Genomic DNA, 19878 nt, shown 5'->3' on the forward strand with positions numbered 1-19878 from the left:
ATGCAGGCGCAGAGCTTGAGCCTGTGCCAGGTCATGTGCGTCCGCGCCGTGAGCTATCCTCTAGCGCCTGCATATGCTTTGCTTCCAATCTATGAGTTGCGGAGCGCGCGCTCAATCTGGGATTGTTCGGCGGGGAGGGCGGGACGAAAGGCGTCCTTCTCGTTGATATAGGCAATGCGTGACCCCTGGAAGGTTACTAGCATATCGGGGCGATGATCGCCGTTGACATCGAGAAAGCGTAGCGTCACGGGTGCCAGATCATCATTTGGCCCGTATAACTGCGGTCCGGTGTAGATGTGGGTGTGGGCGGCATCCCCGCCCGATATCTCTATGATCTGGATGCGGCGATTGAGGTTGATGGCGATAAAGTGGCTGGGTTGCCCATTTTGCTCGTTGTGCCCAACCATAGCGTCAATCTGAAAGGTACGGGGGCGACCATAGCGTAGATCGTCGAGGGCCGTCTGCCCCCAACCTAGCGCGAGGCTAAGCCCCATAGTGAGTAGGAGCGTTGCCACCATGCCGCAGCCGATATAGAATAACGGGTGGGTGCGTTGACGCGCTTTTCTTACGGACGGCTTCGATTTCGTGGTGGGGATGATATCTTCGGTCGTTGCATACTCGATTTCGGGTAGAGAATCGGTTGTTCCATGTCCACGAGAGGCGCGCTGTACGGCTGGCCGTACCACCTTACGTTCTGACTTGCTGTGAGACGAATTTGTCACCTGGCCCGTAGATGGGCGAAGGCGTACGAGGCTACGCTGGGTGAGATGGGTTTGTTCCTGCTCCTCGGCGCTGGCTGCACGCATCGGTCTGCTCCTTTCCATGCAGGCACGCCGGGCGTATGCCTCAGCGTGGCTTCTACTCAACGATCCACGGTGGCGCGGGAACTATCTCTCACGCCCATGCGTTCTAATAGTAGGGAGTGAAAGCCGAGTATTTCGGCGTCCTCGTAGGAGATTGTAGCAGGAAAAATGGCGCATGTCTATAGATTTTAGAACAAATTTTCTAATTATTTAGAACAAACCCCCTAATTCGTATTTGTGCTATTTCATTTCTTAAGCGGAGCACGCCCCTGCCTGGCGCTTATGTCCCCTCTATGCCGAAACCTCGCATGCTTCAATTACCGCTTTTTGAGGTCCCAGAAAGAATAGGTACATGAAATGTGTTGTGATGTTAGAGCGTGGCAAGGGAGGATGTGGGATGGTAAGGACTCTAACGACGACATTGGCAGCAGCCCTGGGGGAAAATACGCGCGTCCCTGTTGTCTCCGCGACGGTCGAGGATCACATCATACGCTACGATACTGTGCCTGCCGCGAATACGGCGTTGACGCAGAACTTCTTTAGCGCGTGCGTTGCCAATGATGGCTCGATCATTCGCGTACTCGCGCCCTATGCCGCGACGTTTACTTCCTTCCAGTATCAGCGTATCACCAATCCTACCATTGCCAGCCAGTGGACCACATGGACTACCTTCGCGGGCTCCAGTGGCCTTATCAATGCTCATGCCGCTGTGTATGTCTCTAACAATGGGGGAACCTTGCGAGCCTTCGTGCAACGTGGGAGCGGCGGTACCATGCTCTGGTGCTGGACCTCGACGGATAACGGCGTAACATGGAGCGCGAGCCCTACGACGGTAGGGACGCCTCCCAGTAGCGCGACGATTAAGGGGCTGAGTAGCGCGGGCAATAATGATATCTTTCTGCAATACGATGTGGTGGGCGGAGCAGCGATGGGAGCATACTTCTTCGCGGGGTCCTGGGGCGCGCTGGTGACATGGCCCCTTACGCCTACCAGTGGTGGCGCGGGTCTCGCGGTCTATTGGGATAGCGCCAGCAGCCTCTACCGTATCATATACTCGACCGGATATGAGATCTGGACCATCAATTATACCCCTTCTGGCTCTGTCTGGTCGGGAAATGGTCGCCTGGTACCCGCGACTCCGGGCGGACTGGCCCATCTCTCGCCCTTTGTTACGCGCGAGTCTAATGGCGTCTATACCCTGACCTATATTGATAACGACGCGGCAGGTATCACCGGGCTCAACTATGCCTACCCGCGTGTGCGCCAGAGCGCCGATTTCATTCATTGGAATAATGGCACCGTCTTGCAGGAGGCCAATTTTAACGCGGGCTTTGGGCTGGCACTGGTCAATCGGCCTGGGGACGCCCTCTATCTGATTGGGTGTAATCTGGCGTATAAGCGTAGCACCTATAGCCAGAGCGACGCCACGCGCTACCTGGACATTTCGGGCGCGATCCTCAACTATCAACGCGAGGAGCGCGTGGGTCAAGCGGCGCGTATCGAAATAGAGCTTGATAACGCGAGTGGCGTGCTCAATACGAAAGTGGGTTCGCCAACAAGCTTCCAACCACTCAACATTGGAAGTAGCCTGCTCATCAGCGAGGGATATAAAACGGGAGCGGGGCACACAACCCCCGAGACAGTACAAACGACGACCCTGCGTATCCGGCAAGTGGTCTTCGAGCGCGCTCCGGGCCGCAATCGCGTCCACGTGATTGCCTACGACACCACGCGCCTGCTCGATATGCTCAACTCATACCAGACGGTCTACCAGGGCGCGAGCATTAGCTTCCTGCTCAAGGAGATCTGTGCACGTGCGGGGCTGCTCTCGGTCAACATACCCGGCACAAGCAGTTTTACGCAGACCATCCCATTCTTTATTCTTCAAGCCAGTCGCCCCCTGCGGACCGCCTTGGAAGAGGTCATGCAGACCTATAACCTCACCTACTTCCTCGACCAGAGCGAGACAGTACAGTTTCGCGAACTCAGCTCCGGCGATCCCTCTGTGTGGAGCTACCAACCTGAGATTGAGACATTAAGTCTGGGGAGCGACGACGAGCGGGGCGAGCGCGACGAGCCAGCCAATCGAATCGTGGTCATTGGGAGCGCGCCAAGCAATACTGTTGTTGGGCAGGTCACAACGGGCGAAGCCTACGACAATACGCGCATGAAGCTTACCGGAGTTGAGCGTATTGGGCGCGTGGTGGACCTCAAGCTCACCAGCGCCGCCCAGTGCGCCGTCCGTGCTCAGTCACTCCTCTACCGCGAGCAGCGCGGCACCGTGCGCCACAGTGTGACCGTTCCCCTTAATCCAGCCCTGCAACTCTATGACTCGATCACGCTTACCGACTATAACGCCCCGCTCGGCACGGACCGCGCCGGAACCTTCCGCGTCAAGACCCTGAATGCCCACTATAGCGCCCAGGATGCCACCTTCCGCCATACAATCGAGTTGGAAGGACTCTAGACGCGCCAAGCCAAAAGAAGGAGAAACCCATGCTCTTGAGCGATATCGAGAACGCGGTAAGGCTCGACCTCTTTGATCCAGCGGGTGCGAGTCAGCGCTGGAGCAACGCCGACCTTGATCGCTCCATCGACCGCGCGGTCGAGCGCTACTCTCAGTATTACCCTAACATCGCCTACGCGGACATGCAGGCTCAGCCTTACCAGCGCACCTATCCTTATCCCGCTTCATGGAATGCGAACTGTCCTGTGCTCTGGCTTGAGCGCGTCCTCTATCCTCTTCAGGCATATGGCACTACACTCAACGCGCCCACGTCAGGCGCAAGCCTGGCCCTGGCGGCAGGCGCGGGACTGGGACTCGGGCTGTATAAGTATACCCTGACATTTCTCACTCAGGGAGGTGAGACGACACCGAGCCCACTCACACAGATCACCACCACAAGCGGCAACCAGGTTGTAAACCTGACGAATATCCCAACCGCGAGCGCTAATAGCAACAACTCTGTCATCGGGCGCAACCTCTACCGCACATCCGCTAATGGCAACATACCCACGCTGCTCGCGACGCTCGCGGACAATACCACGACCAGCTATACGGATAGCACCAGCGATGCCAGCATCGCCAGTACGCCGGGTGTGCCGGTCCTTAACACCTCTGGCGTTATGCTCTGGCCCGCGCGTTCCCGCGCGTTCGCCGAGTATAGCGGACTCTATGATGGCGCGAACGCCCTGGCATCGAGCGGCAACATGGGCGGTATGGGTGGCGCCGGAAGGGCCGCGAGCGCGCTTGGGGCGAATGCACCCGCCTTCACGCTCGCCCTGAGCGATGCCGAGCTACCCCGCGATAACACAATCCTCATGCGGATCTTCTACGCCACGCGCCACCAGCTTGACGCGCAGGGCTGCACCGTTCCGGAAATCCATTGCGACATCATTACCCTGGGAGCCTGCGCCTACGCGCTCGAAGCCTATCAGACGCCCACCAACGACAACTTCGCCTTCCAGAACGGTGGCGTCAATGATCGCTTCGACGATACCGCGATTCCCAGCGCGTGGCTGCGCGCTTCCCAGAATCGCATGAAGCAATTTCAGCAGCGCCTGGAAGAGATCAAGCGCCAGCGTGCTGTCTCTTCGATTTCACATACCAATTGGGGGAGGATTCATCCGCGCTGGTGGCGCGTCTAGCCTTGCTTCAGAATAAAGTGGAGCAAGATCTATATTATTGGAAGGGGAGCGCGCATGGCACAGATCGGCCTCGACTGCGAGATCATTCTTGACGGGATTGGCTATTTCGTCAAGCCGGGAACATACCAGATGCGCCAGCCACGCAACCGACAGGTGACATTGCGCGCCGACGGTGGAAACTCCTACGTCGATCTGGGGCCAGGCAAGCGCATCTGGGAGATGACGCTGCTATGCATAAACGAACTCAAGCGCTACGATGGAGCCAACGTCACCCTGAGCGGACAGCAGTACCGCGATGCTCTGCGCGCCAGCTTTATCAGCAGCATCGGCACCACTATCAACTTCGTTGACCCTCTCAACGGGAGTTCTGTCTCTGTCCACTTCGACACATATCAGGAGCGCATCCTCAACCTGCATAGCCAGATTATTAGCTTATCGACCGGCGGAAGCCCCAGAGCATCTTACGAGGTCAGCATCACACTCATCGAAGCCTGATGCTCCATGATCCTCTCCCTATTGAGGAATGTGGAATTGAGGTATAATGGTAGGCATGAAGAAAGCTGAACAAATTTCCACCATCGCATTCGCCGACGAGCAAAGCTGGGAAACATGGCTGGCTGAGCATCATGCTGATACACCAGGCCTCTGGCTCAAGCTCGCCAAGAAGCAGAGCGGCATCCCTTCCATCACCTATGCGGAGGCGCTTCAGGTTGCCCTCTGTTATGGTTGGATTGACGGACAGAAGGCCACTGTCGACGAGCAATACTGGCTCCAGAAGTTCACACCACGCCGTCCCCGTAGCATCTGGTCAAAAGTCAACCGCGAGCACATCGAGAAGCTTATCGCCAGTGGTCGCATGCAAGCGGCTGGTCTCCGTCAGGTAGAGTTGGCTCAGGCCGATGGACGCTGGGATGCAGCCTACACCTCCCAAAGTAAGAGTAGTATTCCCCCTGATCTGCAAGTTGAACTTGAGCGCAACCCTCAAGCACAAGCCTTCTTCGACAGCCTGAATAGCCGCAACCGCTTTGCCATCATTCACCGTGTGGAGACGACGAAGAAGCCTGAGACGCGCGCCGCACATATCCAGAAGTTCATCGTCATGCTCAATCAGGGTCAGAAGATTTACCCCTAACAAGTTGAAGGCTGCGTTTTTAACGAAGCGCAGCCCTCAAATATTCGTCGCTAAAGTTGGACCGAATTATCCAGCCTTAGACCGCCATCGCACTCAAGTACGGACCCGGTTACAAAGCCATTCTGGATCAGGTAGACAATGGAGAGCGCTACATCCTCAGGCTCACCAACGCGACCTACTGAGGTCGCCGCCGCCGATTCCTTAAAGAAAGCCACACGCTGCTTCTCTGGCATGATATTCCACCAGGGTGTCGCGATAATACCAGGCGAGACCGCGTTGACGCGCAAGGGCCTCAACTCGGAGGCCAGGGGAGGTACCATCGCTTCGAGCGCGCCATTGATCGCCGCCAGACCTGCCGTTCCCGGCATAGAATTGCGAGCCGATATGGCTGTCACGAAGGTAATTGAGCCATCGCGCCTGATCGTCTCCAGACTGGCCTGAGCTGCCCTTATTTGGGGCCAGAACTTGCCCTCGAAGCCCTTACCTAGCGCATCCATCTCTAGTGTACGGAGTGGTCCGGCTCCTGCTCCGCCGCTAAGTGTGAGCACAAGGTGATCGAATTTGCCCACGCGTTGAAAGAAGGTCCGTAACTGCTCTGAGTCTGCCGCGTCAACAGCCTCACCACTCGCTCCCTCACCTACCTCCGCAACCGCCTGTTTCACCTTCTCCGCCTGACGACCACCGATGATAACATTCGCGCCCTGCGTTACCAGAGACTTCGCCGTAGCCAGTCCTACTCCTGACGCGCCCCCCAGAATTATCACACGCTGCCCAGATAGGTTCATTGCTCTACTCCTTTTAGCTTCATTCTTCTCTCTATTGCATTCTGCGACACATATCATATATACTTTGTGCGAGACGAGACGGACCGTCTCGTATATGAATCAAATTGTACACGGCACGTGGCGTATTGTCAAGTCGTTTGTAGAGTGAGGATAAGAGCAAACAGATGAGAGGGGAGGCTTAGTCATTGTCAGGAGAAGAACAGCAGCCTAATAAAGAAAGATCAGGGCCGCTATCGGCACGCCGCCGTAGTCAGCAAGCTCATGACGCCATCTTGCGGGCTGCGCTCACGATCCTTGAGCAGAGAGGGTACGCGGCTTTGAGCATTGAATCTATCGCCGCGCTGGCTGGCGTAGGCAAGCAGACTATTTATCGCTGGTGGCCTTCAAAGGCTGCTGTCGTGCTTGAGGCATTCGCGAAGCAGGCTGCTTTAGATAACCCACTACCAGATAACCACACGCTGCATGAGAATGTACTGGCATTTCTAGAGACGACCTTCCGCCTGCTAAATGAAGGAGCGGCGAAGACTGTACGAGGTTTGATGGCAGAAGCTCAGCTTGATCCGGCCTTTGGCGAAGAGTTTCGACGAACCTTTATACACGCCCGCCGCCAATCGCTTTTGGCATTGCTTGAGCGTGGTGCCGAGCGTGGGGAGCTGGCACCCAACACCGATCTGGAATTGCTGCTCGATATGTTCTACGGCCCTATGTGGTATCGCCTGCTCAACCAGCATGCCCCGCTCAATAACGCCTTCGCACGCCAACTCACTGATTTCGTGCTGCGGCAAGCCAGGGATGAATAGATTACCACTCACTCGTCGATGCTCAGACGAGTGAGTGGCTGAGATTGATAGACACTCGTCAACGCCGCCTGATCGGCGGCTAGCGCTTCGCGCTCAGACGAGTGCACGGCTGAGATTGATAGACACTCGTCAACGCCGCCTGATTGGCGGCTAGCGCTTCGCGCTCAGACGAGTGCTCGGCTACGCTCATATTTGTTGACGAACATGCGGCTACCGCAGAAGATATTGCGGCGTGTAAAGGCGGGGGGCGTCTGCTGGCGCAGGCGCTCACGCACGCTTTCTTTGTGCGAGCCTAGCGAGTAGTACCAGGGCTCGTCCAAGGTATAGAGGGGATTCATTGCCCAGGCAGGGCAAGGGAGATCGTACTTCTGGCAGAGATATTCGACGGAAGCCGCGCAGAACACGGTCCAGCGCCAGAGATCAGGCGTCATCTCCACAGGCTCTTCAAGGGGTTCGCGTACCAGTTCCTCACGCCGTTCGGGGTAATTGCCAAAGAAGTCATTCATAAAATTCCCCAGTGGTATCCAGGGATCTTCTCCGGCGCGTATCTCCTTGTATGATACGTTCATTGTTTGTAGTTGGGTCGCTAGTTTCATCGTTCCCCCCAATGCATTGTAAAGAACCATCTCTACTCATTGTAGCACGTAACATGCTGAATTGATAGTAGTCATAATGGAACCTTCCAGCGGTGCCGCAGCTGAAGCGACGCGGCTCTCATATGTAGACGCTCAGCTTTAGCGAGCGCTTTACCCCCTTTCCAGAAGAATAATTTGGGAATTTCTTGCCCCCGAATCGAATGTACCTCACAATCTGACTTTCATCAAAATCTGCCAAAATTTGTAATAGACGAATTACCCATTGCTTGCTTATGCGCGTATTCCTTTCTGCCGCCCTTACGTTTCTTCTTTACAGGCTCTCAGAGCCAGCCGGAGCCGTACGTAAGGCGGATTGTCAGGCCCGACATATCCGTAAAGCTTCATTGTATTTGGCTAAAAAGTGTGCTATAAGGAGGGTGTTATTGACATGTCGCTCTTGATGCCACCAGGGTCGAGACGTTTGGTAATGCCAAATACTCTCGTAGCCGAAGGCTCGGGTATTTACCATTTGGCTCTCATGGCAAGCAAGCCTGAGTGACATAGCTGGTGATCCTCCTGGGATCGCTAGCATGTGTCTAGCAGAATTGGCGGTGATAATCACTCTATTTCTATAAAGTCCACTCAACGCACGGAAGGAAACAACATGTAAATGTCCTGAAGAGGTAGAGCCCTAGCAAGCGCTTCCTGCTTAACAGGAATAGTTTGCCGTAGTACCAAGAGGCATTGCGAGTGTCTAGCTCGCATAGCCTATCCCTTTCACCTCTTAGGAGAAACATGTCGTACGGGCGCGAAGCCGCGCAGTACTACGACCGCTTCTATCAGAAGTGGTTTGAAGTTCCCCAGTTCGTGTGTGACCTCATGAACACCGCTGCCTTCCGCCGACTGTGGTGGGTCAGGCAGATGGGATTCGTGGGATACCTTCTCGATAGCCGAGTCTCGCACAGCCGCGCGGAGCACAGCCGTGGAACGTGGTACATGCTCACGCGCGTCATCGAGCAGCTCCAGCTCACGGGTGGTCTCAGCGACATCTCGGAAGTCAGTCTGCGGAGCATCCAGGCTGCGGCCCTGTTCCACGACCTGGGCCATTGGCCCTTCTCGCACAGCCTGGAGGCCGTGCGGGGGCTGATCGACCACGAAGACAACGGCACAATCATCCTGTTGGAAGACCCCCAGATTGGGGCGATCCTCCGCAGGTGGGGCCTCTCACCCAGGCGCATCGCCGAGCTGATCGTGCCTCCGGAGGGAGGCTACCAGCAGCAGGAGGACATGCTCCTCCACTCGCTCCTCAGCGCCGACACGCTGGGGTTCGACGCGGACCGAATGGAGTACCTGGGCCGCGATGCCTGGCTGTGCGGGCGCACCCCCGAGGAGTGGGCCCCCATCGAGAAGCTGCTCAGCTCCATGCGCATCCACGAGGGTGTGTACGAAATGGAGCGTGGCATCGTTATTACGCCCAAGGGGATCAAGCCGCTGAGCGACGCCTTGCTCCTGCGCGGCAAGCTGCGGGGAGTATCCCACTCCTGGCAGATCAGGTCCGCTGAAGCGATGACGGTGCGTGCCACCGAACTCGTACGCGGCGACCGAGCCGACGATAGCCCGCTGTCCAACTCGGCGCTGCGGCGGCTTGGCGACAACGAGCTGCTTGACCAGCTCGCATCGTCGGGTGTATCGGAGGCCCGCGACTTGGCGAACGGGATCAGGGAAGGCAGGCTCTACCGCCCCCTCATTGAGTGGGGGCCCGAGGACGCTGGCTACCACAAGATGGTCAACCTGAGCGCGGAGGGAGTGCGCGATGTCGCGCGCATCCTCCCTGAAGTATGGGGCGTCGCGGCGCACAAGGTGCTTGTCGACGTGCCGGTCAGGCTCTCGAAGGGCAAAATCGACCTGCTCGTACGGTATGACGATGGGTCTCTCACTCCCTGGAGTGAGGTGACAGAGTGGACCGAGGAACACAAGGACCCGCGCAAGGTCCGTGTGCTGGTCGATGGGGACCTGGAGGAGGCGCTCTCACCGGAGCGCGCATCATCTAGCCTCATGAGCGTCCTTCAGGGACGCTAAGGCACATACAGAGGGCGGCGGCTCGCAGCATTGCTGCGTGTCCACCGCCCTCTGCGTATTCTGAGGCAAAATTCGCTCCTACAGCGGACGGCAGAACAAGTGAGCGGAGAGCCCTGCGCAGGCTAAAGCTCTGCGCCTACATATGCAAGAGCTTAATCAATTCCCCCCGCAATAGGATACTTTCAATTGCTTACTCGGCAGCAGTTAGCTCATGATGCATATGTAAGAGTGTCAGCACGGTCTCTTTTGTACGGCGACCCATGCCGCACTCGGTAGCGATGCCAAAATGGGAAACCATGCGTTGAGCGACGCCGATTTTCTGCTTGGCCTCTTCTAGCGCCTCTTCAACCTGATCCCCTGGCTCGAAATGTACAAGCCCCAGGTAGAGCCTCGTCTCAGGATGGAGCTTCAGGTTTCGCAGCGGTTGATAGTATTCCTCGTCGGTACGATTACGCGGTACAGGCATATGGATCCAGTTCAGATCCCGTTCTAAGCCAGCGGCAATGCCATTGGCAACCTCGACCAGTAATGTTGTATCCTTTGGCTCGACAAAGTGCTTATGCCCGGCATCGCCATAGCAGAGGTGATAACCTACCTCAACCTGGGCTGGTACCTGTTTCCCAAGCTCGATCAGGCGCGGGAGGATCTCAGTTTGCTCTTTCAAGAAATAGGTATAGCCAGGGCCTCCGGCCTTCTCAAGCAAGAGAAACTCCGTTGCGACATCCCACTGAATCGCCAGTTCATCATGTGGCACGGTCGCGAGAATGTCATTGAGCTCAGCCAGCAAGGCCACTGTATAAATGGGGTCAATCTTTCCCTGATCTTCGGGCTCAACAAAGGTCGCTACAGTCGCGAGCGGTGTCGGCAGGCTTACCTGAAAGCGATAGCTCGCCGGGATGGTGCCTTCCTTTTTCATCTGGGCGAAAAGCTTGTATGACTCTTTCGCCGCTTTCGCGTATCCCAGATCATCGATATGGGCCTCTTCAGGCGAGACATCGGGGCGCAGCTTTACACGAGGTAGTTGTCCATACCTTTGAAGGTTGGCAGGAACTTCCTCAAAATATGGATTCTGCGCGAGGAAGGGATATTGCCAGACAATCCAGTTGTAGCGCTCTCCCGTCTCGCCGTCAGGAAGACGGGTCAAACGGTCTCCCATGATAGCACTGGTATCACGAAATACGTCCTCGGTTGTTCCCAGAGGGATGCTTCCAACGAGATGCGATCCGTGTGGTAGGCTTGTTGAAGTAGCTTTATCGCCGGTAAGTTGCTCATGGACCATATATATACCTCCGTTTGTTCTTTATTAGCGTGTGGTGGAATCACGTGGCGGAGTCGGCAAATACTTTTTATGGCAACCAGAATAAATCCTGGTATTACTCAGTAGTATATATTACGAAGCAGCCTGATTCTGACTATATTCGTCCCTCTCTACACCCAAATATAATCATGTTTGCTTCAATTCAAAGGGTTTCAACTAGAACAGAGTATCGAGAGTATCGTCAAGGACATATTCTTCTTGCCAGCGAGGATCGGGGACGAAGCGGTCCACGATGTCCTGGGCCTGCTCGCGCGTGGTAATATTTAGTTCCGCCAGCAGAGCCAGCACATCATCCATATCCTTCTGGCGAAAGACCATCAGCTTGAGTGCCAGGATATACTCGCGTGGGGGAAGGTACGCGTGGAGGGATTTAAACTTGCGCCATAGGCTAGGCTGGGGATCAGGAGCCATATCTTTGATAAAGTAAGCTACGTCGTCATTCATCCACTTGCGCTTTAAATGGTGCTTGCTCGCAACGGCCCGCACCGCCGCCTGGAAGGCTTTGGTCTGCGGCGTGGCGTTCGTGGAGTCGGGAATATCAAGCAGGACGACATCTACATCTTCGGTTGCCTTGCGATTCTTGAGGGTAAGCAGCATGAAGGCTCCGCCGACGAGGAGTATGCGCACTGGTTCCTTGAAGGCGCGCCGCTCCAATTCGTCCCCCAGATCCTCGAAATAGCGCTCGATCTCCTGACTTTCCATGTCGAATCATCCTTTTCTGGTGTTCGTCGATAGCGGTACGTTCAGGCAAAGACCCCGCTAATATGTAGCCGCGTTTACCTCTGTTGCAACATTACTTATCCCACAAGTTGCACATCGATGCCCAGGTCGCGTGCTTGCTGGATCATTGTGGGTGGAGCCAGGGGATCGGTAATAATGCGCGTGAGGCGTTCCAGGGGGCAGAAGGTTGCCAGCGTTACAAGGCCCCACTTGCTGGAATCAATCACGGCAATGACCTCTTTTGCCGCGCCAACAATGGCACGTTTGATCTCGACCTCTTCGCTGTTGACATCGGTCAGACCCGCGCTTAAGGTCAGGCCCCGCGCGCCTACGAAGGCTTTGCTAATGTTGACCTGTTCAAGTAGCGCCCGACCCCAGTTGCCGACAAGCGATGCGGACTCGCGCCGCAACATGCCGCCAAGCATAAGAACTGAGATACCTGGAAACTGCAAAAGCTCCATGCCGGTGCGGACGCCATTGGTGACGATGGTCAATTCTTGCTTTGCTCCTAGATAGGGGACCATCGCCAGCGTCGTGCTACTGGCATCGAGTACGACAGTATCGCCATCCTGCACATAGCTCGCCGCCGCCCTGGCGATGCGCTGCTTCTCACTCCGACGCAACTGCTCGCGTTCAGCGTAGCCTATCTCGTTGACAGCGCTGGTATTGGGGATCGCGCCGCCATGTGTGCGTAGGGCCAGCCCCTGGGTCTCCAACCATGTCAGATCCTTGCGGATAGTGACCTCTGAGACAGAAAAGAGGCGACTAAGTTCCGCGACAGTAGCTCGCTGCTCACGCTCTAGCACGCGCATGATCTGCTGCCGTCGTTCGGGACTGAAAAGCCCTGGCTCTTCAGCAATTGTTTCGTTCTCTTCCGTTTTATTTCGTCTGTTTTCCATATGTAAGCTCTTCGTGGCCCTCATCTTTCGTTCTCTTATATCATAGCTCATCGCGGGCTGTCAATCGCTGTCGTCAGAAAAGTGATAGTAATGTTATACTTGAGCTATTAATTAGCGAAAGGAGCATACTACTGTATGCATATGCAAATCAAACCTTTTAGTCAGGCTGATCTTGAAGAGGCTTCTGTCTTGCTTGCGCGCCGTCACCAGGAGGATTGCGCGCGTGAGCCTATGCTTCCCGAGCGCTATTCCAACCCCTCAGAGGCTCGCGTAGCCCTGGAAAAGGCGTGGGAGGCATCAACGATTGATGGTGTGAGCGCGGGAGGGGTTATGGCCCGCCATGATGGCAAGCTGATTGGCTACCTGATCGGCACTCCCAAGATTGATGAGGTCTGGGGACGTAGCGTGTGGGTAGAGTATGCCGGGCATGCCATTGATCGCGCCTATGGTGCCGAACTCTATCGCGACCTTTACGCGGCCCTTTCCCCTACCTGGGTCGCACTCGGATGCCTCTATCATGTCGCTAATCTCCCGGCTTCAGATCAAGAAGCAATAGAAGCGTGGTTTAATTTGAGCTTCGGGAAGGAGCAGGTCTATGCCCTACGCGAGACCGCTCCCGCTTCGGCTTTCGACTTTCCCGTTGATCCTACGCTTGAGGTTCGCCGGGCTACCCCTGCCGACATCGATCTCGCGTCCGAGCTTGATGATGTTCTTCCAGAGCATCAGGCCCAATCGCCGGTTTATTCTGTCCTCATTCCCTACGATAGGGAAGAGTCCCGGCAAGATACATTAGAGGAACTTGCGAATCCCGAATGGAAGACATGGCTTGCGGTGCGGGACGGACATTGTGCTGGCATCCAAATCTATTTGCCCGCTCGACCACCACGCGGTATCGGCGAGATGATCGTTCCCGAGCGCTGTAGTTTCCTTGGCTTCGCCGCGACGCGCCAGGATGAGCGCGGGCGCGGTGTGGGTCGCGCCCTTACCGCTCGCGGACTCGCCGAAGATCACGCCAGCGGTTATACTTACTGCCTTACCGATTGGCGCGCGACCAACCTGCTCTCCTCTCGCTTCTGGTCCCACCGGGGATGGCGACCCGTAGCCTATCGCCTGACACGCCGCCTCGATGAACGCATCCTCAAAGACCGCTAATGACCATTGCCGCTGCTAAAGCGACGCGGCTACATATGGGAAGAATTCAGCGTGAGCATTGGAGAAATGCTCACGCTCCCGCTTTGCTGTCGCAGCAACATTTTCACGATCATCTCTGTCATTTTTTGTTATCGCAAGTTAACTCCGGTTTGGCGGCACCTTCTGGTTGCAGGGGGAGGTAGACCTCAAAGAGGGAGCCTGAGCCGATGGTGCTATGGACACGGATCTCGCCGTGGTGCGTCTGGACGATCCATTGAGCTATCGCGAGTCCCAGCCCGGTTCCCCCTGGCTCCTCGGTCCCTTTCTGCGTGCGAGCTTTGTCCACGCGATAGAAGCGGTCGAATAGGAAGGGGAGATGATCACTAGCGATGCCGGGTCCGTCGTCCCGCACGCGCGCGACTGCCCTCTCTCCCTCGCGAGCCAGTTCTACATGAACATGTTTGCCAATGCCACTTGTGTACTTAATGGCATTCTCAATCAGGTTGGTAAGCATACTTCCCAGGTGGTGAGGGTCGCCCTGGACGATTAATTCTGGCAATTCTCCTGTCGAGATGGTGATATCCTTACGCTGAGCGAGGGGGAGCAGCCGCTCGACACTGGCGAGCGCGATATCGCTCAGGTCTACCTCCTCCTGTTGCAAGGCAATTTGTCCCGCGTCCGCACGCGCCAGGAGAAGCAGACTATTGACGATAGCAGCCATTTGTTCATTCTCTACCTGGATTTGCTCAAGGGCCTGCTGATACTCCTCGGGGGTGCTCGCCTGGGTGAGTGCCTGATTGATCTCCAGATTGATGATTGTCAGGGGGGTGCGTAGCTCATGGCTGGCATCGGCGGTGAAGCGGGCTTGCTGCTTAAAAGCTGCTTCCAGGCGTGCTAACATCTGGTCAAAGGTCGCGGCAAGTTCACCAAATTCGTCGCGGCGCTTGAGATTCAAGCGGCGGCGCAGGTCGGTCGCGTTAATCTCGTTCGCGGTGCGCGTAATCATCTTCACGGGTCGCAGCGACTTGCCAGCCAGCCAGTAGCCTCCGATGGCGGCAACAAGCAGCCCCATAAAGCCATGCCACATCCAAATAGTGACAATAGGAATCGAAAAACTATGGGGCAGGCCCACGAAGAGGACCCCGACTCGCTCCTGCCCATTAAGCACTGGCGTCATCAAGATACGATAACCGGGCTCAGAATGCCAGTTCCACGACCACCCTCGACGCTCACCAGATGACGAAGAACCCTGATCAGGGATACTGATATCGAAGAGGGTCTGATTGCCCTCAGCCCTCATCTGAAGTTGCTGAATAATATTCGCTGGTAATGTACCACGCATATCTAGCATTGTCGTATCGGGTTCGAGCAAGAGCACAAATTCATTGGAAGAGAGCTGGACCGTTTGTGTGTTGGGTTGTACGTTCCGCAGCAAAGCCGTGCGATAAACATCGCGCAATTGCTGGGCGTCCTGGTAGAGCTGGGTATCCAGGCGAGCATTGATGGCGTCTGAGCTTAGATAGGCCTGTGTTCCGTAGAGACTGCCGCCGAAAAGACACATCAGAAACGCGATGAACGCGAGATACCAGAGGGTCAGGCGCAATCTGACGCTAGAGAAGAAGAAGGCACAAGAGGTGAGAAAGGAGCGCGATTTCATGCCTCCTCCTGCTTTTGCTTTGGAGCATCAAGGCGATAGCCAACGCCACGGATGGTATTCAACTGCTGGACCGCGAATGGCGCGTCAATCTTACGTCTGAGACGGCGCACGTAGACATCGATGACGTTGGAGTTACACTCAAAGTCATAGTTCCAGATGTGTTGCTCAATCATATCGCGCGTTACGACCTGATTGGGATGGTACATGAAATATTCAAGCAGAGCAAACTCGCGTGGCGTGAGTTCAATGGGTGTTCCCTCGCGCTCGACGGTATGGGTTACAGGATCAACAACCAGACTTCCCGCGACCAGCCTCCCACTTTTAAAGGGCTGTTGACGGCGTAGCAGGGCCCGCAGGCGCGCGAGAAGTTCACGCATAGCGAAGGGCTTGATTAGATAATCGTCCGCGCCACAGTCCAGCCCTTGCACGCGATCATCCACTCCATCGCGTGCCGTGAGTAGAAGAATGGGAATATGGATGCGGCGGCGGCGTAGCTCGCGACAGACTTCAAGACCATCCTTCTTTGGTAACAGGATATCCAGAATGATAAGGTCATAGGGCGTCAACTCGGCGAGGTCTTGCCCCTCCTGCCCGTCATAGGCCGTGTCCACACTATACCCCTCATGCGCCAGGTTAGTTTTTAATGAATTGCTGAGGCGGTAGTTGTCCTCGACGACCAGTATTCGCATATGCTCGCGCTCCTATTATGTCTCTGTCTATACATGTGTCCATATCCCTACCTGGCTGAGACCTCTCAGCGCTAGAGCGCTTCATAGGGGTCAAGGGTGTCGGCGGGTTTGCCATCGGCAAACCCGCCGACACCCTTGACCCTTGCGAGCCACCGCAGGCGGCGAGGGGTCTTTATTGCACTCTACTCTGTAACCATATTATGGCATAAGAAGATGACAAAACGGTGACAGAATCAGGGCGAAATATTCATGGCCCTGTCATTCGCTCCGGGTACACTGTGCATACATTCGAACTCATGCATAGGGAAGAAAGGTATAGCACAAATGATTGCGGTAAAAACTTTACACTGGATAGGTGGTCTGGTAGGTCTTATAGCGCTGCTCCTGGGGCTGTCGTACTGGATCTTTCAGGCCAATGTCATATCATTCCATATGCTCGCGGGCCTGCTGGTGACGCTCTCAATGCTCATCCTGGGAATTATTCTTGCCTTTACCAAGGGCTGCCGGGTGCTGGGAATCGTAGGCATCGTGTACGCGCTGATCCTGCCCATTTTCGGGATGTCCCAAATGACTCTTCTGGTTGGTGATCTGCACTGGCTGATTCGGGTCGCGCATCTGCTGGTGGGCCTGGGCGCGCTCGCGATTATTGGTTTCATGGGAAGGAACTTCCTGAAAGTTAGAGGTCACAAACAACCTCAGGTTGCCGTCTCGGGCATATCAACCACTCAGGAGTAAAGGTGATGTGGCAAACCATCTGCTTCTGCCCACCTGGAATGCTGGAGGACGAGCGACATCACTTCCTTGACCTGTATGGTCGCTACATCCAGTCGGGAAAGCATGGGGCGCAGGAGATCAATCAGGTTGATCTGGGGCTCTCCTTTCTCTCCCTGCTCACACCGGACGAAGCCCTCACAGTCTTGCAGGAGCGGCGCGAGCTCATCACGCGTTCGCAAGAGTGGTTAGAGTGCCAGGATCAGAGTAATGATGTGATGCACATGCTCACGCTTGACCATATAGGCACCATGCTAGAGGCCGAGCGATCCTGGCTTGAGCGCTCAATCCGCCACCTCCGCATCTCCGCCCTAATCTAAAATGTTTCGCGAAAACAAATAAATGGTGTAGATGGACTTCAATGTTTTCACGGTAACAGCAACAATAGTGCTTAGAGGGCATATAGAGGCGCAGAGCTTGAGCCTGCGCCGCCTCTCTATCGTATAGTGACATGGATGCGATGCCAGGCGTTATTGGCGTAGCCTTTGAGATTCCACACCTGGCGTCTGTCGGCTGGTTGCTTGCGACCAGCGGTATCGTAGGCGCGAACGCAGAGCATATGCTCTCCCTTCGGGAGGTCGACTGTATGCTCCCAGAAGCACCAGGACCAGGGGTCGGCGCGCTCGGTAATGCGCGCATTTGTCCAGGTAACACCTCGATCAGTGGAGATCTCGACACGTTCAATGGGATGGCTTCCACCAGTCATGGCATAACCGCGTATGGAGAGCGGTCCCGCCGGGAGGGTCTCGCCGTTCTCAGGCACACATATGACCGAGTTCAGGGGAGGGCTTCGAGTGTTTGGCCCTGGCTCGCGTCAGCCTTTGCTGCCTCGGTGACATAGGAGGGGAAGAGCTTATAGGATTTGGCCTGGAAGTAGTTATGTGAGGGCTCGCTCTGGAGGGTGATCGCGCCTAGCCATTTGACGCTGCGCGCGCCAATATAGCCGGGAACGATGACGCGCAGGGGAGCGCCATGTTCAGGAGTGAGCGGCTGATCATTCATCTCATAGGCCAGTAGCACTTCAGGGGAAAGGGCCTTCTCAAGCGCGATAGAACTACCGAAGCCAACCTGTTCGTCATCCTTCAAAACCTCGTCCAGACCAGCGAAGGCTACGTAACGGGCCTCCGGCTCGATCTCTGCCGCCGCCAGGACGTCGCGCAGGGCGACGCCGCGCCAGATGGCGTTGCTAATGGGTTCGCCGCCCCAGAGAAGTTCGCCTGGGATGGGGCGTAGCTCTGCCAGTTCTTTGCGGCGGCTACCTGTGCATTGCAGTGTCGCCATGACCGTATAGCTGGGGAAGCGATTACGTAGCTCCGCGAGCGAGAGCTCTAAATAGTTGCGCACGTTGCCCGTGATATGCAGACGGTAGCTCTCGCTATCAATCGTGGGTGTATTGCCGTGGCTCCGGGCAAAGAAGCGTTCCTGTGGTGTAACAAATGAGCTACATAGCTGTGGCAGGGGCGTACCCGCGTTGTATGGCTGCTCCTGATAGACAATGCCGAGAGTGCGTGTAGATGGGTCGTTCATGCTAGCCTTCTCCTTTATCCATCCCGCTTCTGGGGCTCTCCTGTCAGTGTTCGTGACATATACATATAAAGTATACTGTTGGCTTGCTAGCTATGCCTGTTCATTATAGAGAGAGCTTGCAGGGAAGGCTTGAGTTCTTTCATATGTAGGTGCGGAGCTTCAGCCTCTTGGCATTATGGATCGAGAGCGGACGAGCTTAGCCGCGCTCTAAGAGGATGAGTAAGCGCAGAGCATTTGCCTGCGCTTACTTTATTTATTACCAGGACCAGACGCGAGCGTTGCTGAAGGCTGCTTCGGCGGGTGTGTGGTTGTCGTTGCCCGCGAAGACGCCAATCTGACCATGCCCATAGGCCGCGTCATTTGCCGTTACAAGCTTCTCTCCATTGACATATGCGCTTAATTGGTTGGCTTCAGCGACCACTGCTATCTGATTGTGCTTTCCATAGCCTGCCTTGAAGGATGTTGCTCGCCCCTGGTGTAGCAAGTAGGCATCGTCGTCGGCTTTGCTCACATAGCGCTTGAGCATATAGGAGCCGTCCGCGTAGATTCGCAAATAATAGTATTTTGAGGCCGCACTATCGATAGCGCGGAAGATAATGCCGCCATAGTCCCCCTGAAGTAGAACCATGTCTACCTCGTAAGCGAAGTTCGTGAAGTTGGTGCCCTGGGCGATACAGGCATGGAAGTAGCCCTCAAGCGGCTGATAGGAATAGTATGCGCCCTGCTTAAACTGGCATGCGGCCCGATTCTCGTTCCAGCCCTCCTGCCAGTTTAGCGCCGTGCTTTGTTGTTGGAGCGTGTCATTGACGGCTAACGAGCCTCGACCACCATAGGGATTAGTTGGAGCGAGTAGTCCTGGCAGCAGGTAGAAGGTGCCACCCCCGACTACTAGCGCGACCAGGAGCGCACTCACCACGGCAACTAGCCACCGCTTTTTGGTCCACCACGATGCTTGAATACGTTTTGGAAGGCTGGCGCTCTTCACCTTTTCAGAGGACGGGGTTAGCTTTTCGTAGGTGGTATGAGTTGTACTCAGAACGATGGGAACTGGCTCTGGCGGCTGTGGGTCTGCTATGAGTTGGGTCTCCTGTTCCTGCTCATCCTCTGATATCAGGTTCAATTCGATGGCGTTCTTGCCGAGCAGTTCGCATAGTTTCGTGCGAAAGTAGGGTGAAGGTAGGCTAAGGCCGCGCTCCCAGGCGCTTACGGTGTTTGGCGTCGTGCCAAGCTCTTGCGCCATCATTGCCTGGGACCAGCCTCGTATTGTACGTTCCTTTTTGAGAATCTGCGAAAATTCTAGCATTTTTAGGCCCACAATGACATATTTTATGTCCACAATGAGTG

The 19878-nt window shown here is 55.7% G+C and carries 20 protein-coding genes; 9 read left to right on the plus strand and 11 right to left on the minus strand.

Translation table 11 applies throughout. The features are described 5' to 3' along the window. Positions 1-89: 89 nt before the first annotated feature. Complete coding sequence (locus K3T82_RS38000) at positions 90-806, minus strand: hypothetical protein (protein WP_220198715.1); 717 nt, start codon at positions 804-806, stop codon at positions 90-92. A 394-nt stretch (positions 807-1200) separates the two neighbouring features. Between K3T82_RS38000 and K3T82_RS38005 the strand changes: the two genes are divergently transcribed. The 4 genes from K3T82_RS38005 to K3T82_RS38020 are packed head-to-tail and all read left to right on the plus strand — an operon-like array spanning position 1201 to position 5583. Further along, positions 1201-3270: a PLL family lectin gene (locus K3T82_RS38005; protein WP_220198716.1), complete on the plus strand. Its 2070-nt coding sequence runs from the start codon at positions 1201-1203 to the stop codon at positions 3268-3270. 29 nt (positions 3271-3299) lie between these two features. Beyond that, positions 3300-4451: a hypothetical protein gene (locus K3T82_RS38010; protein ID WP_220198717.1), complete on the plus strand. Its 1152-nt coding sequence runs from the start codon at positions 3300-3302 to the stop codon at positions 4449-4451. A gap of 54 nt (positions 4452-4505) precedes the next feature. After that, the gene (locus K3T82_RS38015) at positions 4506-4946 is read left to right on the plus strand and encodes a hypothetical protein (protein WP_220198718.1); all 441 of its coding nucleotides are present in this window, start codon (positions 4506-4508) and stop codon (positions 4944-4946) included. A gap of 55 nt (positions 4947-5001) precedes the next feature. Then, positions 5002-5583, plus strand: a complete 582-nt coding sequence (locus K3T82_RS38020; protein WP_220198719.1) for a YdeI/OmpD-associated family protein — start codon at positions 5002-5004, stop codon at positions 5581-5583. Between the two features lie 50 nt (positions 5584-5633). Here K3T82_RS38020 and K3T82_RS38025 read toward each other — a convergent pair whose 3' ends face one another. Next, entirely contained in the window at positions 5634-6368 is a 735-nt protein-coding gene (locus K3T82_RS38025; protein WP_220198720.1) for an SDR family oxidoreductase, read from the minus strand. Positions 6369-6553: 185 nt separating this feature from the next. Here K3T82_RS38025 and K3T82_RS38030 point away from each other — a divergent pair, with 185 nt between their 5' ends. Next, positions 6554-7168 (plus strand): TetR/AcrR family transcriptional regulator, encoded by a 615-nt coding sequence (locus K3T82_RS38030; RefSeq protein WP_220198721.1) that lies wholly within the window; start codon positions 6554-6556, stop codon positions 7166-7168. A gap of 164 nt (positions 7169-7332) precedes the next feature. Here the strand turns inward: K3T82_RS38030 and K3T82_RS38035 are convergent, their stop codons facing one another. Then, positions 7333-7794 carry a hypothetical protein gene (locus tag K3T82_RS38035; RefSeq protein ID WP_236031812.1) on the minus strand — a complete coding sequence of 154 codons (462 nt, stop codon included), beginning with the start codon at positions 7792-7794 and terminating at the stop codon, positions 7333-7335. 945 nt (positions 7795-8739) lie between these two features. On the opposite strand from K3T82_RS38035, the gene K3T82_RS50465 reads away from it, so the two are divergent. Continuing rightward, positions 8740-9822 carry an HD domain-containing protein gene (locus tag K3T82_RS50465; RefSeq protein WP_420799388.1) on the plus strand — a complete coding sequence of 361 codons (1083 nt, stop codon included), beginning with the start codon at positions 8740-8742 and terminating at the stop codon, positions 9820-9822. A 190-nt stretch (positions 9823-10012) separates the two neighbouring features. On the opposite strand, the gene K3T82_RS38045 is transcribed toward K3T82_RS50465, so the two are convergent. The 3 genes from K3T82_RS38045 to K3T82_RS38055 form a co-directional block, all read right to left on the minus strand. Next, a complete protein-coding gene (locus K3T82_RS38045; RefSeq protein WP_220198723.1) occupies positions 10013-11101 on the minus strand; it encodes a uroporphyrinogen decarboxylase/cobalamine-independent methonine synthase family protein in 1089 nt (362 codons plus the stop codon). Positions 11102-11296: 195 nt separating this feature from the next. Beyond that, entirely contained in the window at positions 11297-11842 is a 546-nt protein-coding gene (locus K3T82_RS38050) for a hypothetical protein (RefSeq protein ID WP_220198724.1), read from the minus strand. A 95-nt stretch (positions 11843-11937) separates the two neighbouring features. Further along, positions 11938-12759, minus strand: a complete 822-nt coding sequence (locus K3T82_RS38055; protein WP_220198725.1) for a DeoR/GlpR family DNA-binding transcription regulator — start codon at positions 12757-12759, stop codon at positions 11938-11940. A gap of 135 nt (positions 12760-12894) precedes the next feature. Between K3T82_RS38055 and K3T82_RS38060 the strand changes: the two genes are divergently transcribed. Continuing rightward, complete coding sequence (locus K3T82_RS38060; protein ID WP_220198726.1) at positions 12895-13911, plus strand: GNAT family N-acetyltransferase; 1017 nt, start codon at positions 12895-12897, stop codon at positions 13909-13911. Between the two features lie 118 nt (positions 13912-14029). Here K3T82_RS38060 and K3T82_RS38065 read toward each other — a convergent pair whose 3' ends face one another. Further along, a complete protein-coding gene (locus K3T82_RS38065; RefSeq protein ID WP_220198727.1) occupies positions 14030-15547 on the minus strand; it encodes a sensor histidine kinase in 1518 nt (505 codons plus the stop codon). Continuing rightward, entirely contained in the window at positions 15544-16236 is a 693-nt protein-coding gene (locus tag K3T82_RS38070; RefSeq protein ID WP_220198728.1) for a response regulator transcription factor, read from the minus strand. The genes K3T82_RS38065 and K3T82_RS38070 overlap by 4 nt, the downstream gene beginning before the upstream one ends. A gap of 324 nt (positions 16237-16560) precedes the next feature. Between K3T82_RS38070 and K3T82_RS38075 the strand changes: the two genes are divergently transcribed. Beyond that, positions 16561-16971: an NfeD family protein gene (locus K3T82_RS38075; RefSeq protein ID WP_220198729.1), complete on the plus strand. Its 411-nt coding sequence runs from the start codon at positions 16561-16563 to the stop codon at positions 16969-16971. 5 nt (positions 16972-16976) lie between these two features. Beyond that, complete coding sequence (locus tag K3T82_RS38080; RefSeq protein WP_220198730.1) at positions 16977-17327, plus strand: hypothetical protein; 351 nt, start codon at positions 16977-16979, stop codon at positions 17325-17327. A gap of 116 nt (positions 17328-17443) precedes the next feature. On the opposite strand, the gene K3T82_RS48450 is transcribed toward K3T82_RS38080, so the two are convergent. The 3 genes from K3T82_RS48450 to K3T82_RS38090 all read right to left on the minus strand — a co-directional run. Then, on the minus strand, positions 17444-17770 hold the full coding sequence (locus tag K3T82_RS48450) for a molybdopterin-binding protein (protein ID WP_236031813.1): 327 nt from the start codon (positions 17768-17770) through the stop codon (positions 17444-17446). 14 nt (positions 17771-17784) lie between these two features. Then, positions 17785-18534, minus strand: coding sequence for a molybdopterin-dependent oxidoreductase (locus tag K3T82_RS38085; protein ID WP_236031814.1), 750 nt, complete (start codon positions 18532-18534; stop codon positions 17785-17787). Positions 18535-18790: 256 nt separating this feature from the next. Next, on the minus strand, positions 18791-19878 hold a 1088-nt coding region (locus tag K3T82_RS38090), incomplete at its 5' end, for a helix-turn-helix domain-containing protein (RefSeq protein WP_220198731.1).

The sequence above is a fragment of the Ktedonospora formicarum genome, from assembly GCF_016587355.1.
GTDB lineage: Bacteria > Chloroflexota > Ktedonobacteria > Ktedonobacterales > Ktedonobacteraceae > Ktedonobacter > Ktedonobacter formicarum.